The organism is Paludisphaera rhizosphaerae (assembly GCF_011065895.1).
Lineage (GTDB): Bacteria > Planctomycetota > Planctomycetia > Isosphaerales > Isosphaeraceae > Paludisphaera > Paludisphaera rhizosphaerae.
The window spans coordinates 33,932-50,240 of record NZ_JAALCR010000017.1; the positions used below are offsets into that span (position 1 = coordinate 33,932).

Here is a 16,309-nt window from a genome sequence, read left to right on the forward strand (position 1 = left end):
ACCGAAAGGCCCCCATGATCCATCGCTGCTTGCGTCTCGTTTTCGGGGGGGCCTGCCTCCTCGCCTCGCTCTTCCCAACAGCCGTTCAGGCCCAACAGGCCGTCGCCAAGGCTCCCGACATGGCCGCTCTGGCGAAGGCCGGGCGCGAGACGATCGCCAGGCTGGAGAAGGAGTCGGCGTCGTGGACGTCGACGATGCACCTGCCCGGCTCGGCCGACGTGATCGTCGAGATGCTCTCCACGCCCAACGGGCGGCGGATGACCCTCTCCATGTCGCTTCGGGGCCAGCGAGCCGAAGCGATCCGGATCGTGGAACGCGACGGCGTCTGGTACGTGAAGGAACACAACAAGCGGGGCAAGTACCGCCCTTACGAGGCGCCCTTTCTGCTCCCGACCGCCTACATCTTCCTGCTCCGCGCCGAGGCCCTGGCCGTGAACGAGGCTGGACCGTCGCCCGAATCCTACGAGGGGACGACGAACGGCGTGGCGTCGTATCGCACGCCGCTTCCCGACTCGGCGCGGCGACAGCTCCAGTCGACGCTCGAGCACCTGGAGAAGCTCAAGGCCCTGGCCCCGGAAAAGGCGGCCGCGCCCGAGTTGGTGCGGATCGGAGAGCAAGGCCGCGAACTCCTCGACCGAGGCATGCCGACGAAGGTCGATTCGACCACCGGCCTGATCGTCCTCGACGGCGCCCCCGACCGTCAGACGGAGATGCGGGATTTCCGCTGGCTCGACGCCGTCGACCCAAACGAGCTGCGAGTCGACGACCAGCAGTGGGAGGACTTCGCCGACGACCCCACCGCGGGCGACACGTCCGACCTGGTGTTGATCAACCACTCCGGCATCTGGAGGCCCGGCCAGCCGGCCGGCGACAGCGACGGCCGACTGCTCGACGTCCGCACCGGCCGCCTGCGGCGGATCCCCTTGCGGGAGCCGATCGTCATGTCCGGATGCTTCCTCAAGGACCGGGCGAAGGTGATCGTCTCGGGGCTCGATCAGGCGCGCGGGGGGCTGGACCTGTACGAGGTCGACCTCAAGACCGGCGCGAACCGTCGGCTCGGGGGCGAACGGCTCGCCGAGGGAAATACGCTGATGCCGGCGTGCTCGCCTGACGGCAAGACGATCGCCGCGCTGCACAAGCCGCCGGCCGGCGATCCTCTGGATGCGACGCTGGTCCTCGTGGACGTCGAGAGCGGTGCGGCCCGACCCCTCGGAGTGCCTCGCGACCAGGCGTTCCTCTCCTGGACTCCCGACGGCAAGGGGTTGATCCTCCTCGTGCGGGAACCGCTCGACCCCAAGGACCTGAATTCGCCGCGGACCTCGTCGATCTCTCGGCTCGACCTGGACGGCCGGCTGACGAAGCTGCGCGAGGGGACGATGCCGGTCGTCCTGTCCGACGGCCGGATCCTCTTCCAGGACGAGAAGGCCCACGGCTGGAAGACGTGCAACCTTGAAGGCGGCGACGAGAAGGAGTACGCCGGCGGCCTCGCCGGCTACGGCTTCCCGGCTCCCGCGGCCGACGGCAAGCGGATCTTCATGATGCACTTCGTCCCGGGCCAGGGCCCGACGCCGACCGTGCTGCCGATCGACGAGGCCGAGGGGAAGCCGGCGACCACCGCGCCGGGGCTCTGGAGCATGCCGGCCTGGCGCTGAATGGTCATCGGCGGTAGAATGGAGCGACGGAGGCCGGGCGACCGCGGCGACACGGGCCGCGGCCGGATCCTCCGCCTCGCCGAAGCCGATACGCCCATGACGACCACGCCCCAAGACGGCGGCCCGACCCGATCCTGGAAGACCGAAGAGCCCGACCATGTCCGCACTCCGCCTCCACGCGGACTGGAGCCGGACGCCCCGCGCGGACGGCGTGGAATCTCCGGGCGGTTGTTCGTCCTGGGATCGCTGGCGGCGATCGCCGGGGTCTGGCTGATCCTGGTCGGCGTCCTCCGACCGTCGCTGGTGGAGTCGAAGCGCCGGGCCGAGTTCGCCCGCCGCGAGGTCGCCCCGCCGATTCTGGAGCTGCTCAAGATCCATCCCGCCGGCGTCGACGAACGCGCCTGGGACGAAACCGTCCGCGACGCCTACACGCTCGTCGCCACAACGGCCGAGTCCGGTTCGCTCACGATCGAAGATGAGACGGCCCTGCGCGACCAGATCCGCGGGGAAGTCGCGAAAGCCCGAGAACAACCCGACACGGTCGTCGCCGTGCTGTCGGCCCTGTGGGACCACGTCGCCGATATCGCCCGCGCTCACCCCCGCCCCGGTGTGCCGGACGTCGACCGCCGGCTGCCGAAGCCGGCGGTTTTGGCGAAAACGGGACCAGCATCGTAGCGAGCCCTGGTTCACTCTCCCACCGCTGACCACCCGATACCTTTCCGGCGGCGGCGATCAAGACGTGGTGGGGGAGGACAGACCGCGCCGCGGTCCGATGAGGGGGACGACCACATGTAGAGTTCTCAGTTGGCAGTTCTCGGCCGAGGGAACGTACTTGCTTTCCTCGCTAACAACTGAGAACTGAGAACCATTCGTGCCTTTCGGGCCACCTTCCCCCGCGAGTGGGGAAGGCCGTTGAGGTAGGCCGCAAGGCGACCGGTACACACTCCGAAATCCGACGACCCTCATCCGCCGCTGCGCGGCACCTTCTCCCGGGGGGAGAAGGGACGTTAATCGTCGCTCGGCCCCCCGCCCTCGCCCTCGGCCTCGGTCGGAGTCACGGCGCCCCAGCTCGTCTTGAGGGCCTTGGCCAGGGCGATCCACTGGGGGACTTCCAGAGCCTCGGCGCGGAGGCCGCCGTTGATGGCGAGGGATTGCAGCAGGGCGTCGACGTCGGCCTTGGAGACGCCCTCGGGGGCCATCTTGGCGAGCACGACGCGGATGACCTTGCGGCGGTAGAGGAAGACCTCGCGGACGATCCGGTGGAACCACGCCAGGTCGCCGACGTTCTCGCGCTCGGCCGGGTCGGGACGGATCACCACGACGGCCGAATCGACCTTCGGTCGGGGCCAGAAGACCGAGGGGGGCAAAACGCGGGCGATCTCGATCGTCGCCAGCGCCTGGAGGAGCACGGAGAGGGCGCTGTTCTCGGAGTCGCCGGGGCCGGCGATCATCCGTTCGCCCAGCTCCTTCTGGATGGTGACGACGATCAGCGAAGGCCGGCGTTCGTCGTCGACCATCAGGTTCATGATGAGCGGCGTGGCGATGTTGTACGGGAGGTTCGCCACCAGCTTGAAGGGGCCGCCGTCGCGGCCGCGGTCGAGCGTCTCCAGCACCTCGGGGGCGACGGCGTGTTTGCCGGCCAGGGCGTCAAGGTTCAGCACCTTGGCGTTCGGGAACTCGGCGACCGATTTGGTCGCGAGCGCGGCCATGCCCGGGTCAAGCTCGACGGCGAGCACCTTCGCCCCGCGCGACGCCATCAAGGAGGTCAACGCCCCCGCGCCGGGGCCGACTTCCAGGACCATGTCGCCGGGCTCGATCGCCGCTTGCTCGACGATCAGGTCGTGGATGTTCAGGTCGATGAGGAAGTTCTGCCCGAGCCGATGCCGAGGCGCGAGGCCGTGGCGGTCGAACAGTTTGCGGAGGTAGGACTGGGTCTGCCGCGTCGGTTCTTGGTCGCTCACCGGTTTTGTCCCAGCAGCTTCTGGACGTGCTTGGCCAGGACGTCGGCCTCGATGTTCACGCGGTCGCCGGGCTTGAGCGTCCCCAGTGTGGTGACGCTCAGCGTGTGGGGGATCAGCATGATGGAGAACCCCGCCGGCTCCACGTTCACCAACGTCAGGCTGACGCCGTCGACGGCGATCGAGCCCTTGTCAACCATCAGGACCGTCCAGGCCGGGTCGACGTCGAAGGCGAAGAACTCCCACTCCCCCTCGCGACGGCGCTCGCGGAGGACGGCCGTGGCGTCGACGTGCCCCTGGACGAAGTGGCCGCCGAGACGGTCGCCGACGCGGACCGAGCGCTCCAGGTTGACCGGGTCGCCGACCTTGCGGGCTCCGAGATTCGTTCGGACGAGCGTCTCCGGCCCGGCCTGGACCTCGAACCGCTCCGGGGCCGTGGCGACGACCGACAGGCAGCAGCCGTTGACGGCCACGCTCTCACCGATGGCGAGGGGCGCATCCAGCCCATCCCAGCGGACGGCCAGCCGTTTGCCGCCCTCCTCGTCCGTCATCGCCTCAATCCGCCCCATCGCCTCGACCAGCCCGGTGAACACGCTCGCCTCCCGTGAATTCCCCTTCGACCGCCCTGCAACGTCCTTCCCCGCTTGAGGGGACGGTGGCCGCTCAGGAGTTGTCAGTGATCAGTCGCCAGAGAGGATCATGAGTCCCCACCTCTGAGAACCGAGAACCGGCAACTAATCGCTCCTCGCCGGTCGTCCCCCTCATTTGACCGCTGCGCGGTCTGTCTTCCCCCTCCAGGAGGGAAGACGTCGGAACGTCCGGACTCACTCATTCTACCAGGACGGCGGGGGAACGCTCAGGCCAGGATCGCCTTCACGGGATTCTGGTCGAGGACGCCGGTGAGACGCATGTCGAGGCCCTGGGACTTGAACGTCAGGCGCTTGTGGTCGATCCCCATGCAGTGGAGGATCGTGGCGTTCATGTCGTGGATGTGGACGGGGTCCTTCACGACGTTGTAGCTGAAATCGTCGGTCTCGCCGTGGACCACGCCCTTCTTGATGCCGCCGCCGGCGAACCAGATGGGGAAGCACTTGGGGTGGTGGTCGCGGCCGTAGTTCTCGCGGCTGAGCGGGCCCTGGCAATAAATGGTGCGGCCGAACTCGCCGCCCCAGATCACCAGGGTGTCGTCCAGCAAGCCGCGCTGCTTGAGGTCGGTGATCAGGGCGTAGGTCGCCTGGTCGACGTCCTGGCACTGGGCGGGGAGGTCGCCGGCCAGGTTGCCGTGCTGGTCCCAACCGCGGTGGAAGATCTGGACGAAGCGGACGTCGCGCTCGGCGAGGCGACGGGCGAGCAAGGCGCAGCGGGCGAACGAGCCCGGGCGGTGGACGTCGGGCCCGTACATGTCGAGGACGTGTTGGGGCTCGCTGGCGACGTCCGTCAGCTCGGGGACGCTCGTCTGCATCCGGAAGGCCATCTCGTACTGGGCGATGCGAGCCTGCGTCTCCGGATCGGTGAAGGCGTCGTACTCCTTCTGATTGAGGCGGTTGATCGCATCGAGCGTGCGCCGGCGGACCGACGAATCGACGCCCGAGGGGTTCGACAGGAAGAGCACCGGGTCGCCGGTCGCTCGCAGCGAGACCCCCTGGTGCTTGCTGGGGAGGAACCCCGCGCTCCAGAGGCGGTTGTAGAGGGCCTGCGCGGGGGTCTTGCTCGACCACGTCGGCGTCATGACGACGAACGCGGGGAGGTCGCGGTTCATCGTCCCCAGGCCGTAGCTCAGCCAGGAGCCCAGGCTGGCGCGGCCGGGGACCTGATTGCCCGTGCAGATGTAGGTGACGGCCGGGTCGTGGTTGATCGCCTCGGTCCAGACCGTCTGCACGAGGGAGATCTCGTCGACGATCTTGGACGTCCAGGGGAGCAACTCGCTCACCCACATGCCGGACTGGCCCTGCTTGGCGAACTTGAACTTCGAGGGCGCGACGGGGAAGCGGGCCTGGCCGCTGGTCATCGTGGTCAGGCGCTGGCCGTTGCGGATGGACTCCGGCAGGTCCTTGTCGTACATCGCCTCCATCTTCGGCTTGTAGTCGAAGAGGTCGAGCTGCGACGGCCCGCCGTTCATGTGGAGGTAGATCGCCCGCTTGGCCTTGGGGGCGAAGTGGGGGAGGCCGGGGAGACCGCCGGTGTCGACCGGGAGCTTGGGCGCGGCCGGGTCGCCGCCGAAGGCGATCCCCTCGCGCGCCATGAGGTCGGCCAGGGCGGCGGCGCCGAGGCTCATCACGCCGGCTCGGCCGAAGAAGCTGCGACGGGTTTCCAGGTTGACTCGCTCGCGGATCGGGTCCATCGGACGTCTCCCGGTGGGGGGCTGGGCTGGGGGCTCAGCCCCGGGTCACGACCTCGTCGAGGTTCAGGATGATGTTGCCGATCATCGTCCAGGGCGCCAGCTCGCGGGGATCGGCGGCCGGGTCGGGCTTGGTCGCGCCCGACTCGATCAGGGCCTTGGCTTCCTCGGGCTTGGCGGCGTAGTGGGCGGTGAGATCCTTGAGCGCGGACGACAGCTCGGACAACTCGCCGGCCTCCGGGGCGCGGCCGACGGCCAGGCGGAACATCCGGGCGAGGCGGTCGTCGGTGCTCCCGCCGGCCTCGCGACGGGCCCGTTCGGCCAGGGCCCGCGAGGCCTCGACGAACTGGGTCTCGTTGAGCAGCAGGAGCGCCTGGAGGGGCGTGTTGGTGCGCTCGCGGCGGACGCGGCACGACTCGCGCGAGGGGGCGTCGAGCGTGGTCATCTGCGGCGGGGGCGCGGTCCGCTTCCAGAAGGTGTAGAGACTGCGGCGGTGGACCTTCTCGACTCCTTCGTCGGCCTTGAAGTCCTTGGTGTTGCTGCCGGAGTACGCCACGGCCTCCCAGAGCCCGGACGGCTGGGGCGGCTTCACGCTCGGCCCGCCCATGGTCTCGACTAGCAGGCCCGACGAGTAGAGCGCCTGGTCGCGGATCGTCTCGGCGTCCAGGCGGAACCGGGGCCCGCGGGCGAGGAGGCGGTTTTCCGGGTCCTTCGTCAGCCCCTCGGGCGTGGCGCGGGAAGACTGGCGGTAGGCGGCCGTGGAGACCAGCCGGCGGACCATCCGCTTCACGTCCCAACCCTCCTCGCGGAACGTCGAGGTGAGCCAGTCGAGCAGCTCAGGATGGCTGGGGGGCTCGCCCTGGGCGCCGAAGTCTTCCGAGGTCTTCACCAGGCCCGTGCCGAAGACCTGCTGCCAGATCCGGTTGACCGCCACGCGGGCCGTCAGCGGGTGCTCGGGGGCGACCAGCCACTTCGCCAGCGCCAGACGGTCGGCCGGGGCGTCGGAGGGGAGGGGGGGGAGGAACGAGGGGACCGCGCGGCCGACCTTGTCCTTGGGCTGGTCGTACTCGCCGCGGTTCAGGATGAACGCCGGCTTGGGCTCGCCGGCCTTCTCACGGAAGATCAGGGTCGTCGCGACCTGCCCGTCCAGCTTCGCCTTCTCGGCCTCGGCCTGGACGATCTCCTCGCGGATCGGGGCGACGGCATCCTCAGCGCCCGACCAGCCGGCGGCCAGGAACTGGTCGATCAGTTGCTTGCGCTCGGCGTCGGTCCGCTTGTCGCGGGCCTTCTTGAGGATCGCCTTGACCGGGTCGGGGAGCCCCGCCCCGTTGTCGACGAGGCGGTCGCGGATCCAGGCGGTCAGGTTCGGGTACGTCCGCCCTTCCTGAGGCGTGGTGGTGCGGATGCCGGATTCATCGAAGTAGACGGCGCCGTCGAACAGCGTGAACGCCCAGCCTTCGATCTGCGTCCCTTTGGCGATGCCGAGTTTCGCGACGGGGACCTCCAGCCGGACCCACTCGCCGTCGATGGGGAGGTCGCCGATCCGCAGGCGTTCGGTGGTGCCGGCCTTGCCCCAGTCGATCTTGTCGTCGCCCCAGAACGCCCGGTGCGACCAGTTGCCGGCCGTCTTCCACTGGAGCATGATCTCCTTGGGGGGCCGCCTGGGGTCGATGTAGACGTGGGCGAAGAGGACGTCCCCCTTGCCGACCTTGAGCTTCGGGCCGCCGGCCTCGATGATCTTCTGCATCAGCCCCTTGGCCTGGACGCGGAGCGCCTTGCGGCCGGTCTTGACCGGGACGTCGCCGGCGGGGGCGAAATCGCCGTCGCCCGACTCGGTCGCGCCGGCGGGGGGGCCGTCGTCGATCCAGGCGAAGTCCTCGCGAGAGACGACCTCCGCCAGCTTCTCATCGACCTTCGGGTCGTAGGCCGCGGCGATCCGCGCCTTTTCGGTCTCGGCCTTCGTCTTCAGCCCGGCGATCTTGGCGTCGGCCGCCGCCAGCGCGACGGCCTGCTCCGGGGTAGGCGTCTTCTGGAACGGCGCCCAGCGCGAGATGTTGCCGTCCATCGCGGGGCCGTCGATGTTGTTGAAGAACGCGAAGAGTTGATAATACTCTTTCTGGCTGATGGGATCGTACTTGTGATCGTGGCAGCGGGCGCAGGCGACCGTCAGACCGAGGAAGACCGAGCCGTTGGTGTCGACCTGATCGGCGACGTTCCGGGTGTAGACTTCCTGTTCGATCGAGCCTCCCTCGGAGGTCGAGACGTGGCAGCGGTTGAACCCGGTCGCGATCAGCATGTCGGCCGTGGGGTTCGGCAGCAGGTCCCCGGCGAGCTGCTCGACGATGAAGCGGTCGAAGGGCTTGTCTTCGTTGAAGGCGCGGACGACCCAGTCGCGATAGGCCCACATCTCGCGGAAGTTGTCCAGGTGCAGGCCGTGGGTGTCGCCGTATCGGGCGGCGTCGAGCCAGTAACGGGCCATGTGCTCGCCGTACCGGGGCGAGTCCAGCAGGCGGTCGACGGCCTTCTCATAGGCGGCGTCGATCCCGACGGCGGCGACCGCCGACAGGAAGGCGTCGGCCTCGGCGGGGGTCGGCGGCAGGCCGGTCAGGTCCAGTGTGACCCGGCGCAGGAGGGTTGCCGGATCGGCCTGCGGGCCGGGCTTCAGCCCCTCGGCCTCAAGGCGGCCCAGGAGGAAGGCGTCGACTGGTCCCCGTGGCCAGGCGGCGTTCGCGGGCTTGGGGGCCTCGGGTTTGCGGACGGGCTGGAAGGCCCAGTGCCCGCTCCACGGGGCGCCCTGGGCGATCCACCGCTTGAGGACGTCGATCTGGGCGGGCGTCAGCTCCTTGCCCGACTTCTTGGGGGGCATGACCATCTCGGCGTCGTCGGTCTCGACGCGGAAGATCAGGCCGCTGTTCTCCAGGTCCCCCGGAACGACCGCCGCGTCGCCGGACTTCAGCTTGGCGATCGCCCCCTCGTGGGTGTCCAGCCTCAGGCCGGCCTTGCGCTCCTTCTCGTCGAAGCCGTGGCAGGCGAAGCAGGCGTCGGACAGGATCGGCCGGACGTCGCGGTTGAAGTCGACCTTGGCGCCGACCGGGGCGGTGGCGGCCGGTCCCTCGGCGCGGGCCGGGACGAAAGTCGTCGCGATCAACGCGGCCGCAACGGCCGCGATCGGTCGTGGACTGAGAACCATCGAGGATCTCCCGGGGGCGGGGGCGGTTCGTCGGCGGGGCTGGCGGCGTGTTCAAGAGCCCTTTAACTTACCATCCCGACTCCCCCGGGGGAAAGCTTTTTGGAAAGGCGTGCGGGTCAGGCAGCCGGTTGGGCCGGATGCGACCGCCTGACGACGGCGAAAGCCGCCGGCGCACCCAGTGCAATCAGGACAATCGACGAGGGTTCCGGGGCGGCTTCCGACGACCGTGTGAGGAGCGTGCCGGACCCGCTGCGCCTGTTGCCGTACTGGGATTCGGTGATGATGATCGACCCAGAGCCCGAGGAAATCGGGGTGAACTCCGCGGTGAGAAACTGCCCGCCGCTGGCGAAGAGGCTGAACGACCCCTGGGCGTAAGTCACGGAGAAATAGTGGTCGTCGGCCACCGAGGGAACATAGTAATTCCCGGAGAAGAACATCGAGCTTCCATTGATGATGGCGGACGACGTCGACATGCTGATCGAGAGCAGCCTCTGCAAGTCGTCGCTGTAGGTGAACGTGCCGCTGGCCGTCCCCGCGCTCGAGGCGGGGACTCCAGGCAGCGTCGACGCGTTGTTCAGCCCGATCGAGAACTGGTAGACGACGTCCGCGGCGGCCTGCTCCGCCTGTCCGACCGTCGCCAGCAAAATCAAAGAGTTGATCAGGGTGAACCGCTTCATGGGTCGCTCGCCTACTGCTGAGTGGGGCGATTGAGACGGCGAGAGGATGCGTCTCGCGTCGCCGCCGCCCACCGACGCGTGAGCGTCGTGTCGAGTCAGCTTTGGATCATGCCAGCAATGTGCTTCGAAATTCACGCATGATGAAAAACATCAACACGAGATTCCATAATAGGCTGTTGACGGCTTGTGTAAGCGGCGGTCGGTGGCCTGATCGCGCGTGGGTTGGTTTTCAAACCTGGCGGCCGACCGCTCGCCGGTGATTGCCAAGGGGGGTGGCGGGTCGGTGGACGCGGCCTTGTGTCGGCCCGCTCGACCGTGCGAGAATAAGAAGGTCGACCGAGAGTCGGCCCCTCCTTGCCAGCGCTGCGCTCTGATCCTCCCGGTTTCGGATTCCCGGCCCTCGTCGAGAGTCGCGCCCGCATGAAGCGTTTCATCACCAGTTTCGGGACGGTGGGACTTCTGGCCGCGTCCGCGACGATCGCGTCGGCCGACGACCGGGTCGACTACAATCGGGACGTCCGGCCGATCCTGGCGAAGGCCTGCTTCGCCTGCCACGGGTCCGACGCCAAGGCCCGCGCGGCGGATCTGCGGCTGGACGTCCGCGACGAGGCCGTGAAATCGACCGACGACCGCGAGCCGGCCTTCGTCCCCGGCGATCCCTCGGCGAGCGTGGCGATCGAAAAGATCCTGGACGAGGACGACACCCTGCGCATGCCTCCTCGCAAGGCGGGGCCGCGGCTCGACCCCGCGCAGGTGGACGTCCTCAAACGATGGGTCGCCCAGGGGGCGGAGTATGCCGAGCACTGGGCGCTCGTCCCGCCGCAAGCGCCCGCGCAACCGGCCGTCGCTGAGGCCGGCTGGACCCGTGATTCGCTCGACGCCTTCATCCTGGCCCGGCTGGAGAGCGAGGGGATGCGGCCCTCGCCCGAGGCCGACCGCGCGACGCTCTTCCGCCGGATCAGCCTCGACCTTCGCGGCCTGCCGCCGACGATCGCCGAGGCCCGCGCCTTCGCCGAGGACCCCGCGCCCGACGCCTACGAGAAGGCCGTCGACCGTTTCCTGGCCGATCCCGCCTTCGGCGAGCGGTGGGCGCGGCCGTGGCTCGACCTGGCCCGCTACGCCGATTCCGCCGGCTACGGCTCAGACCCGCTCCGGACGATCTGGGGATATCGCGACTGGCTGATCGCCGCCCTCAACGCGAACACGCCCTTCGACCGCTTCACCATCGAGCAGATCGCCGGCGACCTCCTCCCGAACGCGACCGACCGCGACCGCGCCGCGACGGCCTTCCATCGCAACACGATGACCAACACCGAAGGCGGTACGGACGACGAGGAGTTCCGCATCGCCGCCGTGAAGGACCGGGTCGACGTGACCTTTCAGGCCTGGATGGGTCTGACGATGGGCTGCGCCAAGTGCCACTCGCACAAGTACGACCCGATCAGCCACGAAGAGTATTACTCGGCCTTCGCCGTCTTCAACCAGACGACCGACGCCGACCGCCCCGACGAGGCCCCCGTCATCCCCTGGATGACCCCCGAGGACGCGAAGCGGCTGGAAAAGATCGAAGCCCAGATCGGCAAACTCAAGAAACGGCAGGAAACCCTCGTCGGCCCGCCGGAGAAGAAGAAGCTCGACGAGATCGCCAAGTTGGAAAAATCGAAGGCCGGCTTCCCGACACTCCCCGTCATGGTCGAATTGGCCCCCGACAAGCGGCGCGTGACGCGCGTCTTGATGAAGGGGAACTTCCTCGACCCCGGCCCCGAGGTTTCCGCCGGTCTGCCCAAGGCCCTCGGGCCGAAGCCCGAAGGCTTCGTCGACCGCCTGACACTGGCGAAGTGGCTGGTCGACCGTCGCAACCCGTTGACGGCCCGCGTGGCGGTCAACCGAACGTGGGCGACGCTCTTCGGGACGGGGATCGTCGCCACCGAGGAGGACTTCGGGACTCAGGGCGAGCCTCCCAGCCATCCTGAGCTGCTCGACCGCCTGGCCGTCGACTTCATGGAGTCGGGCTGGGACGTGAAAGGGCTGATCCGGCGGCTCGTTTGCTCGGCGACGTATCGGCAGTCGGCCCGTGCGACCAGGGAGATGCTGACGAAAGACCCGCGCAACCGACTGCTCGCCCGCTTCCCGCGCGTCCGCCTGGACGCTGAGGCCGTCCGCGATCAGGCCCTGGCGCTCTCGGGGCTGCTCGCCCGCAAGATCGGCGGGCCGAGCGTCTTCCCCGTCCAGCCTGAGGGGCTCTGGCAGGCCGCGTTCAACGGCCAGCGGACATGGAAGACGAGCGACGGGACCGACCGGCATCGTCGCGGGCTCTACACCTTCTGGCGGCGGACCGTCCCGTATCCCTCGATGGCCGCGTTCGACGCCCCCAGCCGCGAGCTTTGCTCGGTGAAGCGCGTCCGGACCAACACGCCGCTCCAGGCGCTCGTCACGCTCAACGACCCGGTGTACGTCGAGGCCGCGCAGGGCCTCGCGCGGAGGATGGTCCGCGATGGCGGATCGTCGCCCGAGGATCGCGTCCGCCATGGGCTGGAGTTGTGCCTCGGCCGACCGGCCCGCGACGAGGAGGTCATCCCACTTCTGTCGCTCTACGCGGCGCAGCTCGACCGCTACCGTCGCGATCCATCCGCCGCGACCGCTCTGGCCACGGACCCGATCGGCCCGCTCCCCGATGGGCTGGACGCAGCCGAGGCCGCCGCATGGACGGCCGTGGCCAACGTGCTCTTGAATCTCGACTCCGTTCTGACCCGAGGGTGACGCCGTGGGATTGGAAGCGAACCTCGACCTGCGTCAGATCCTCCACATGCGGCTCGCCCGAGCGGAGACGCGCCGGCAGTTCCTGCGGCGCTCGCAGATGGGGCTGGGGGCGATTGCGCTGGCCGGGTTGACGGGCTCGACGCGGGCCGGCGGCGAGGCCGACGCCGCGCCGGCGATTCCTCGACGTCCGGCGAAAGCGAAGAGCGTTATCTATCTTCATATGTCCGGAGGTCCTCCGCAGCAGGATCTCTTCGACTACAAGCCGCTCCTGAACAAGCACCACATGGAGCCCTGTCCGGAGGAGCTTCTCAAGGGCCAGCGGTTCGCGTTCATCAAGGGGCGTCCCAAGATGCTGGGGACCCCTCACAAATTCGCCCGCCGCGGCGAGAGCGGCCAGTGGATGAGCGACATTCAGCCGAATCTCGCCGAGGTGATCGACGAGACGACGGTGATCCGGTCGATGATCACGACCGAGTTCAACCACGCGCCGGCGGAGTTGTTCATGTTCACGGGTTCGCCCCGGAACGGCGGCGCTGCAATGGGCTCGTGGATCACGTACGGGCTGGGATCGGAGAATCGCGATCTGCCCGGCTTCGTGGTGATGATCAGCGGCGGCACCGACCCGACCGGCGGCAAGGCGCTGTGGAGCCCCGGATTCCTGCCAGGGATCTTCCAGGGCGTGCAGTGTCGGACGGTGGGCGACCCGGTGCTCTACGTCGGCGACCCCAAGGGGATGACTCGCGAGGACCGGCGGCGCACGCTCGACGCGCTCGATCGTCTGAATGAGATCGAGGCCCGCGAGCACGGCGACCCCGAGACGTTGACGCGGATCGGCCAGTATGAGCTGGCCTTCCGGATGCAAGCGAGCGTCCCGGACGTGATGGACGTGGGCCGCGAACCGCAGGCGATCCTGGAGGAGTACGGCGCCGTCCCCGGCGCGGCGTCGTTCGCCAACAACTGCCTGCTCGCCCGCCGCCTGGTCGAACGGGGCGTCCGTTTCGTCCAGTTGTTCGACTGGGGATGGGACTGCCACGGCACCAGTGCGGGGAACGACATCGTCGAGTTCTTGCCGAAGAAGTGCAAAGAGGTGGATCGGCCGATCGCCGCCCTGATCCGAGACCTGAAACGCCGAGGGCTGCTCGACGAGACGATCGTGGTCTGGGGCGGCGAATTCGGCCGGACGTCGATGAATGAGGCCCGTGGCGGCTCCACGTTCCTGGGCCGCGACCACCACCCGCACTGCTTCACCCTCTGGGCGGCCGGCGGCGGCTTCAAGGCCGGCGCGGCCGTCGGCGCGACCGACGAACTCGGCTCCTCCATCGCCGTCGACCCGGTCCCCGTCCACGACTTCCAGGCCACGCTCCTGCACCTCCTGGGCCTGGACCCGTTCACCTTCCGCTACCCCGACCAGGGCCTCCAGCAACGCCTCATCGGCGTCGAGGAGGGCGTTAAGGTCCGCAAGGATCTTATAGCCTGAGCAAGTCGTCGAATCGTCTGAACCCGTCGTCGAATTCTCGGATTTTCTCGACGGTTGGGGACCACCATCAAGGTACAGGGATGCCTCAGCGTCTCCCGGTTCCTTGGCAATACGATGGTCTGCAACGTCCAGGATTTCGAGCGACGATCGAAGTCGCTTCTCCCGGCAGGAGATGTCAGCCCGAGGACCCTCACCCGTCGCTTCGGGCCAATCCTCTTCCGGGGGACCGCTGACACGACGTTGACTTCAAGGAGGATCAACCCCAACGGCCTTCCCCCGCGAGGGGGGAAGACGTCTTGATCGCCGACGCCGAAGAAGTCTTGGGTGGTCAGGGCGGGAGATGAGACTTTGAGGCGGGGCGATCTGTGTGGAACACGGTTTTTTGTCGAACGAAGCCACCCGGGTTCGTTGAAATCGGAATGATGGCAATGGTTTGCGTCATTGGGTCCGTTGGCTTCGTTCGCGGGCGAAGCCATTGGTGGATCACCTGGCGGCGGGGCTGGTCGCCTGGTCGACGACCACGCGGAGGCGGGTCTCGGGGGAGACCGGGCGGCCGGCGGCGACGTCGGCCTCGGTGAAGACGGCCATGAGGATTTGACGGTCTCGGGTGCGGTTGTAGTCGTAGGTCAGATAAATCCGTCCGTCTGGATCCTGCACGCCGTCCGGGTAGGAGACCCCCTTGCGGTCGTCGATCATCAGGCCGCCCGTCCAGGTCCGGCCGTCGTCGTCGGACAGGCGGGCGATCAGGTGCGACCGGGCTTTGCCTTCAGGAGGCTGATGGGCGACCAGCAGCAGCTTGCCCGACCGCAGACGGCGGATGAAGAAGCGGCTGTCGACGTGAGGGATGGTCGACCGCCGGCCCTCGCTCCATGTCAGGCCGCCATCGGTCGAGTCGGCCTCGCCGATGCCGTACTTGGTCCGGACGAGCATCCAGAGCGAGCCGTCGCGACGCTCGACGATCGAGTGCTCGTCGAAGGCGCGCTCGGGGACGATCGTCTTTCCCCGGGGCGTCCAGTTCGCGCCCCGGTCGGTCGAGGCGACGACGTGGGCGCCGGTCCCCAGGTTCGACGCGCGGCGATGGCCGGCGTCGGCCGTGGCGGGGCGTTCCCAGACAGCGACGGGGAGGAGCCAGGTCCCGTCGGACGTGACGGTCGGCTTGTTCATCATGATGCCGTCGCAAAGCCGGCGCGGGGTGGACCAGGCCGGGGCCTCCGCGTTCGGGTTGTCGGTCGAGATCGTCCACACCCCGGCGCGACCGTCCCACCACTGGTACGACTGGGCCCAGAAGAGGTGCAGCCGGCCGTCGGGGTCGAGCCACAGGCAGGGATCGTAGGCCCGGACGGGTCCCGGCGGGTCGACCACGAGCTTCGGTCCCGACCAGGTCTTGCCGTCGTCGCCGCTGGTCGTCAGGACGACATAGTTGGATTCGCCCTCGCCGTCGCCGCCGGCGTACCAGGTCGCCCAGAGCCGGCCGCCCAGGGGGCGCTCGATCCCCGGGATCCCCTGAAACGGCCGTGCCGTTGATGCGTACTCCGGGCCCGGTTGGGTGTTCACGACGACCGGCTTCAGGGACGCGTCCTGCGCCCGGACGACGCCGACCGCCGCGGCCGCCAGCAAGATCCCGATCGCGATTCCCACCGTCCGCTCGTCGTGTCGTCGCATGGTCGCACCTCCGTCGTTCGCCCGACTGTAACAGCAGGCGAGGGCGTCGGCGATGGTGGGCTTCGAAAAGGGAACGCGGCCCCGGGTTGCCTCTCGGCCGCCCAGCGCCGCGTTGTGGTGAAGGAGACAGGGAACTCGGGACGCATCCCGAGCCGCGATTCAAGAGCCTCCACTGAGATGGTGCGAATTCATGGCGAGGTGAGGATGAGTGCGTCGCTCCTCCCCCTCGGCGTCGCGGGTCGCTCTAGGATTTCTGTCCGAAGAGGACCGTGCGTAACCGGATGCTTCCCGCCGAATCGGCGTCGAACATGCCCTCCTGGAACCATCTCGTCCAGCCTCGCGTCCTGCGTGATTCCCGACGGACCCCGTAAATCTTGCGACGCTTCTTCGGGCTCATGGTCGCCTCCGTGGGGGTTTCGATTTGTCGAAAGACATGGACGATCGACTGACATCGCAAGCCGCGTACCATTCCGGTCGCGGGCCGCGAGAAATCACCGTCGACCGCACTGAAATCATAGGAGAATTCCTGGGGCCTTTCTCGCTTCGTCGATTTTTTTCACGGATCCGCGACAACACGACGCGGAAAACCGGCCCT

Annotated in this window: 10 protein-coding genes; 4 read left to right on the forward strand and 6 right to left on the reverse strand. The window is 68.4% G+C overall.

Going from position 1 to position 16,309, the window contains the following annotated elements; genetic code table 11:
• Nucleotides 1–14: 14 nt before the first annotated feature.
• Both G5C50_RS21050 and G5C50_RS21055 read left to right on the forward strand, forming a co-directional pair.
• The gene (locus G5C50_RS21050) at nucleotides 15–1,652 is read left to right on the forward strand and encodes a TolB-like translocation protein (protein ID WP_165072642.1); all 1,638 of its coding nucleotides are present in this window, start codon (nucleotides 15–17) and stop codon (nucleotides 1,650–1,652) included.
• 96 nt (nucleotides 1,653–1,748) lie between these two features.
• Nucleotides 1,749–2,327: a hypothetical protein gene (locus G5C50_RS21055; RefSeq protein ID WP_206107789.1), complete on the forward strand. Its 579-nt coding sequence runs from the start codon at nucleotides 1,749–1,751 to the stop codon at nucleotides 2,325–2,327.
• Between the two features lie 332 nt (nucleotides 2,328–2,659).
• Here the strand turns inward: G5C50_RS21055 and rsmA are convergent, their stop codons facing one another.
• From rsmA to G5C50_RS21085, 5 genes are all read right to left on the reverse strand, one after another.
• Nucleotides 2,660–3,613 (reverse strand): 16S rRNA (adenine(1518)-N(6)/adenine(1519)-N(6))-dimethyltransferase RsmA, encoded by a 954-nt coding sequence (gene rsmA, locus G5C50_RS21060; protein WP_165072646.1) that lies wholly within the window; start codon nucleotides 3,611–3,613, stop codon nucleotides 2,660–2,662.
• Entirely contained in the window at nucleotides 3,610–4,203 is a 594-nt protein-coding gene (locus tag G5C50_RS21065; RefSeq protein ID WP_165072648.1) for a riboflavin synthase, read from the reverse strand. The genes rsmA and G5C50_RS21065 overlap by 4 nt, the downstream gene beginning before the upstream one ends.
• 263 nt (nucleotides 4,204–4,466) lie before the next feature.
• Nucleotides 4,467–5,951, reverse strand: a complete 1,485-nt coding sequence (locus tag G5C50_RS21070) for a DUF1501 domain-containing protein (RefSeq protein WP_165072650.1) — start codon at nucleotides 5,949–5,951, stop codon at nucleotides 4,467–4,469.
• 34 nt (nucleotides 5,952–5,985) lie between these two features.
• Complete coding sequence (locus G5C50_RS32400) at nucleotides 5,986–9,138, reverse strand: PSD1 and planctomycete cytochrome C domain-containing protein (RefSeq protein ID WP_206107790.1); 3,153 nt, start codon at nucleotides 9,136–9,138, stop codon at nucleotides 5,986–5,988.
• A 116-nt stretch (nucleotides 9,139–9,254) separates the two neighbouring features.
• A complete protein-coding gene (locus G5C50_RS21085; RefSeq protein WP_165072652.1) occupies nucleotides 9,255–9,815 on the reverse strand; it encodes a PEP-CTERM sorting domain-containing protein in 561 nt (186 codons plus the stop codon).
• A gap of 420 nt (nucleotides 9,816–10,235) precedes the next feature.
• Here G5C50_RS21085 and G5C50_RS21090 point away from each other — a divergent pair, with 420 nt between their 5' ends.
• A complete protein-coding gene (locus G5C50_RS21090; RefSeq protein ID WP_165072654.1) occupies nucleotides 10,236–12,575 on the forward strand; it encodes a PSD1 and planctomycete cytochrome C domain-containing protein in 2,340 nt (779 codons plus the stop codon).
• 46 nt (nucleotides 12,576–12,621) lie between these two features.
• Nucleotides 12,622–14,052 carry a DUF1501 domain-containing protein gene (locus G5C50_RS21095; protein ID WP_165072824.1) on the forward strand — a complete coding sequence of 477 codons (1,431 nt, stop codon included), beginning with the start codon at nucleotides 12,622–12,624 and terminating at the stop codon, nucleotides 14,050–14,052.
• A gap of 483 nt (nucleotides 14,053–14,535) precedes the next feature.
• Here the strand turns inward: G5C50_RS21095 and G5C50_RS21100 are convergent, their stop codons facing one another.
• Nucleotides 14,536–15,714, reverse strand: coding sequence for a sialidase family protein (locus G5C50_RS21100; RefSeq protein ID WP_165072656.1), 1,179 nt, complete (start codon nucleotides 15,712–15,714; stop codon nucleotides 14,536–14,538).
• Nucleotides 15,715–16,309 lie beyond the last annotated feature (595 nt).

Excerpts from the sequence above, each read along its gene's own strand:
- G5C50_RS21050 (WP_165072642.1), top strand. The coding sequence starts at position 15 with ATGATCCATCGCTGCTTGCGTCTCGTTTTCGGGGGGGCCTGCCTCCTC.
- G5C50_RS21055 (WP_206107789.1), top strand. The coding sequence starts at position 1,749 with ATGACGACCACGCCCCAAGACGGCGGCCCGACCCGATCCTGGAAGACC.
- G5C50_RS21070 (WP_165072650.1), bottom strand. The coding sequence starts at position 5,951 with ATGGACCCGATCCGCGAGCGAGTCAACCTGGAAACCCGTCGCAGCTTC.
- G5C50_RS32400 (WP_206107790.1), bottom strand. The coding sequence starts at position 9,138 with ATGGTTCTCAGTCCACGACCGATCGCGGCCGTTGCGGCCGCGTTGATC.
- G5C50_RS21085 (WP_165072652.1), bottom strand. The coding sequence starts at position 9,815 with ATGAAGCGGTTCACCCTGATCAACTCTTTGATTTTGCTGGCGACGGTC.
- G5C50_RS21090 (WP_165072654.1), top strand. The coding sequence starts at position 10,236 with ATGAAGCGTTTCATCACCAGTTTCGGGACGGTGGGACTTCTGGCCGCG.
- G5C50_RS21095 (WP_165072824.1), top strand. The coding sequence starts at position 12,622 with ATGCGGCTCGCCCGAGCGGAGACGCGCCGGCAGTTCCTGCGGCGCTCG.
- G5C50_RS21100 (WP_165072656.1), bottom strand. The coding sequence starts at position 15,714 with ATGCGACGACACGACGAGCGGACGGTGGGAATCGCGATCGGGATCTTG.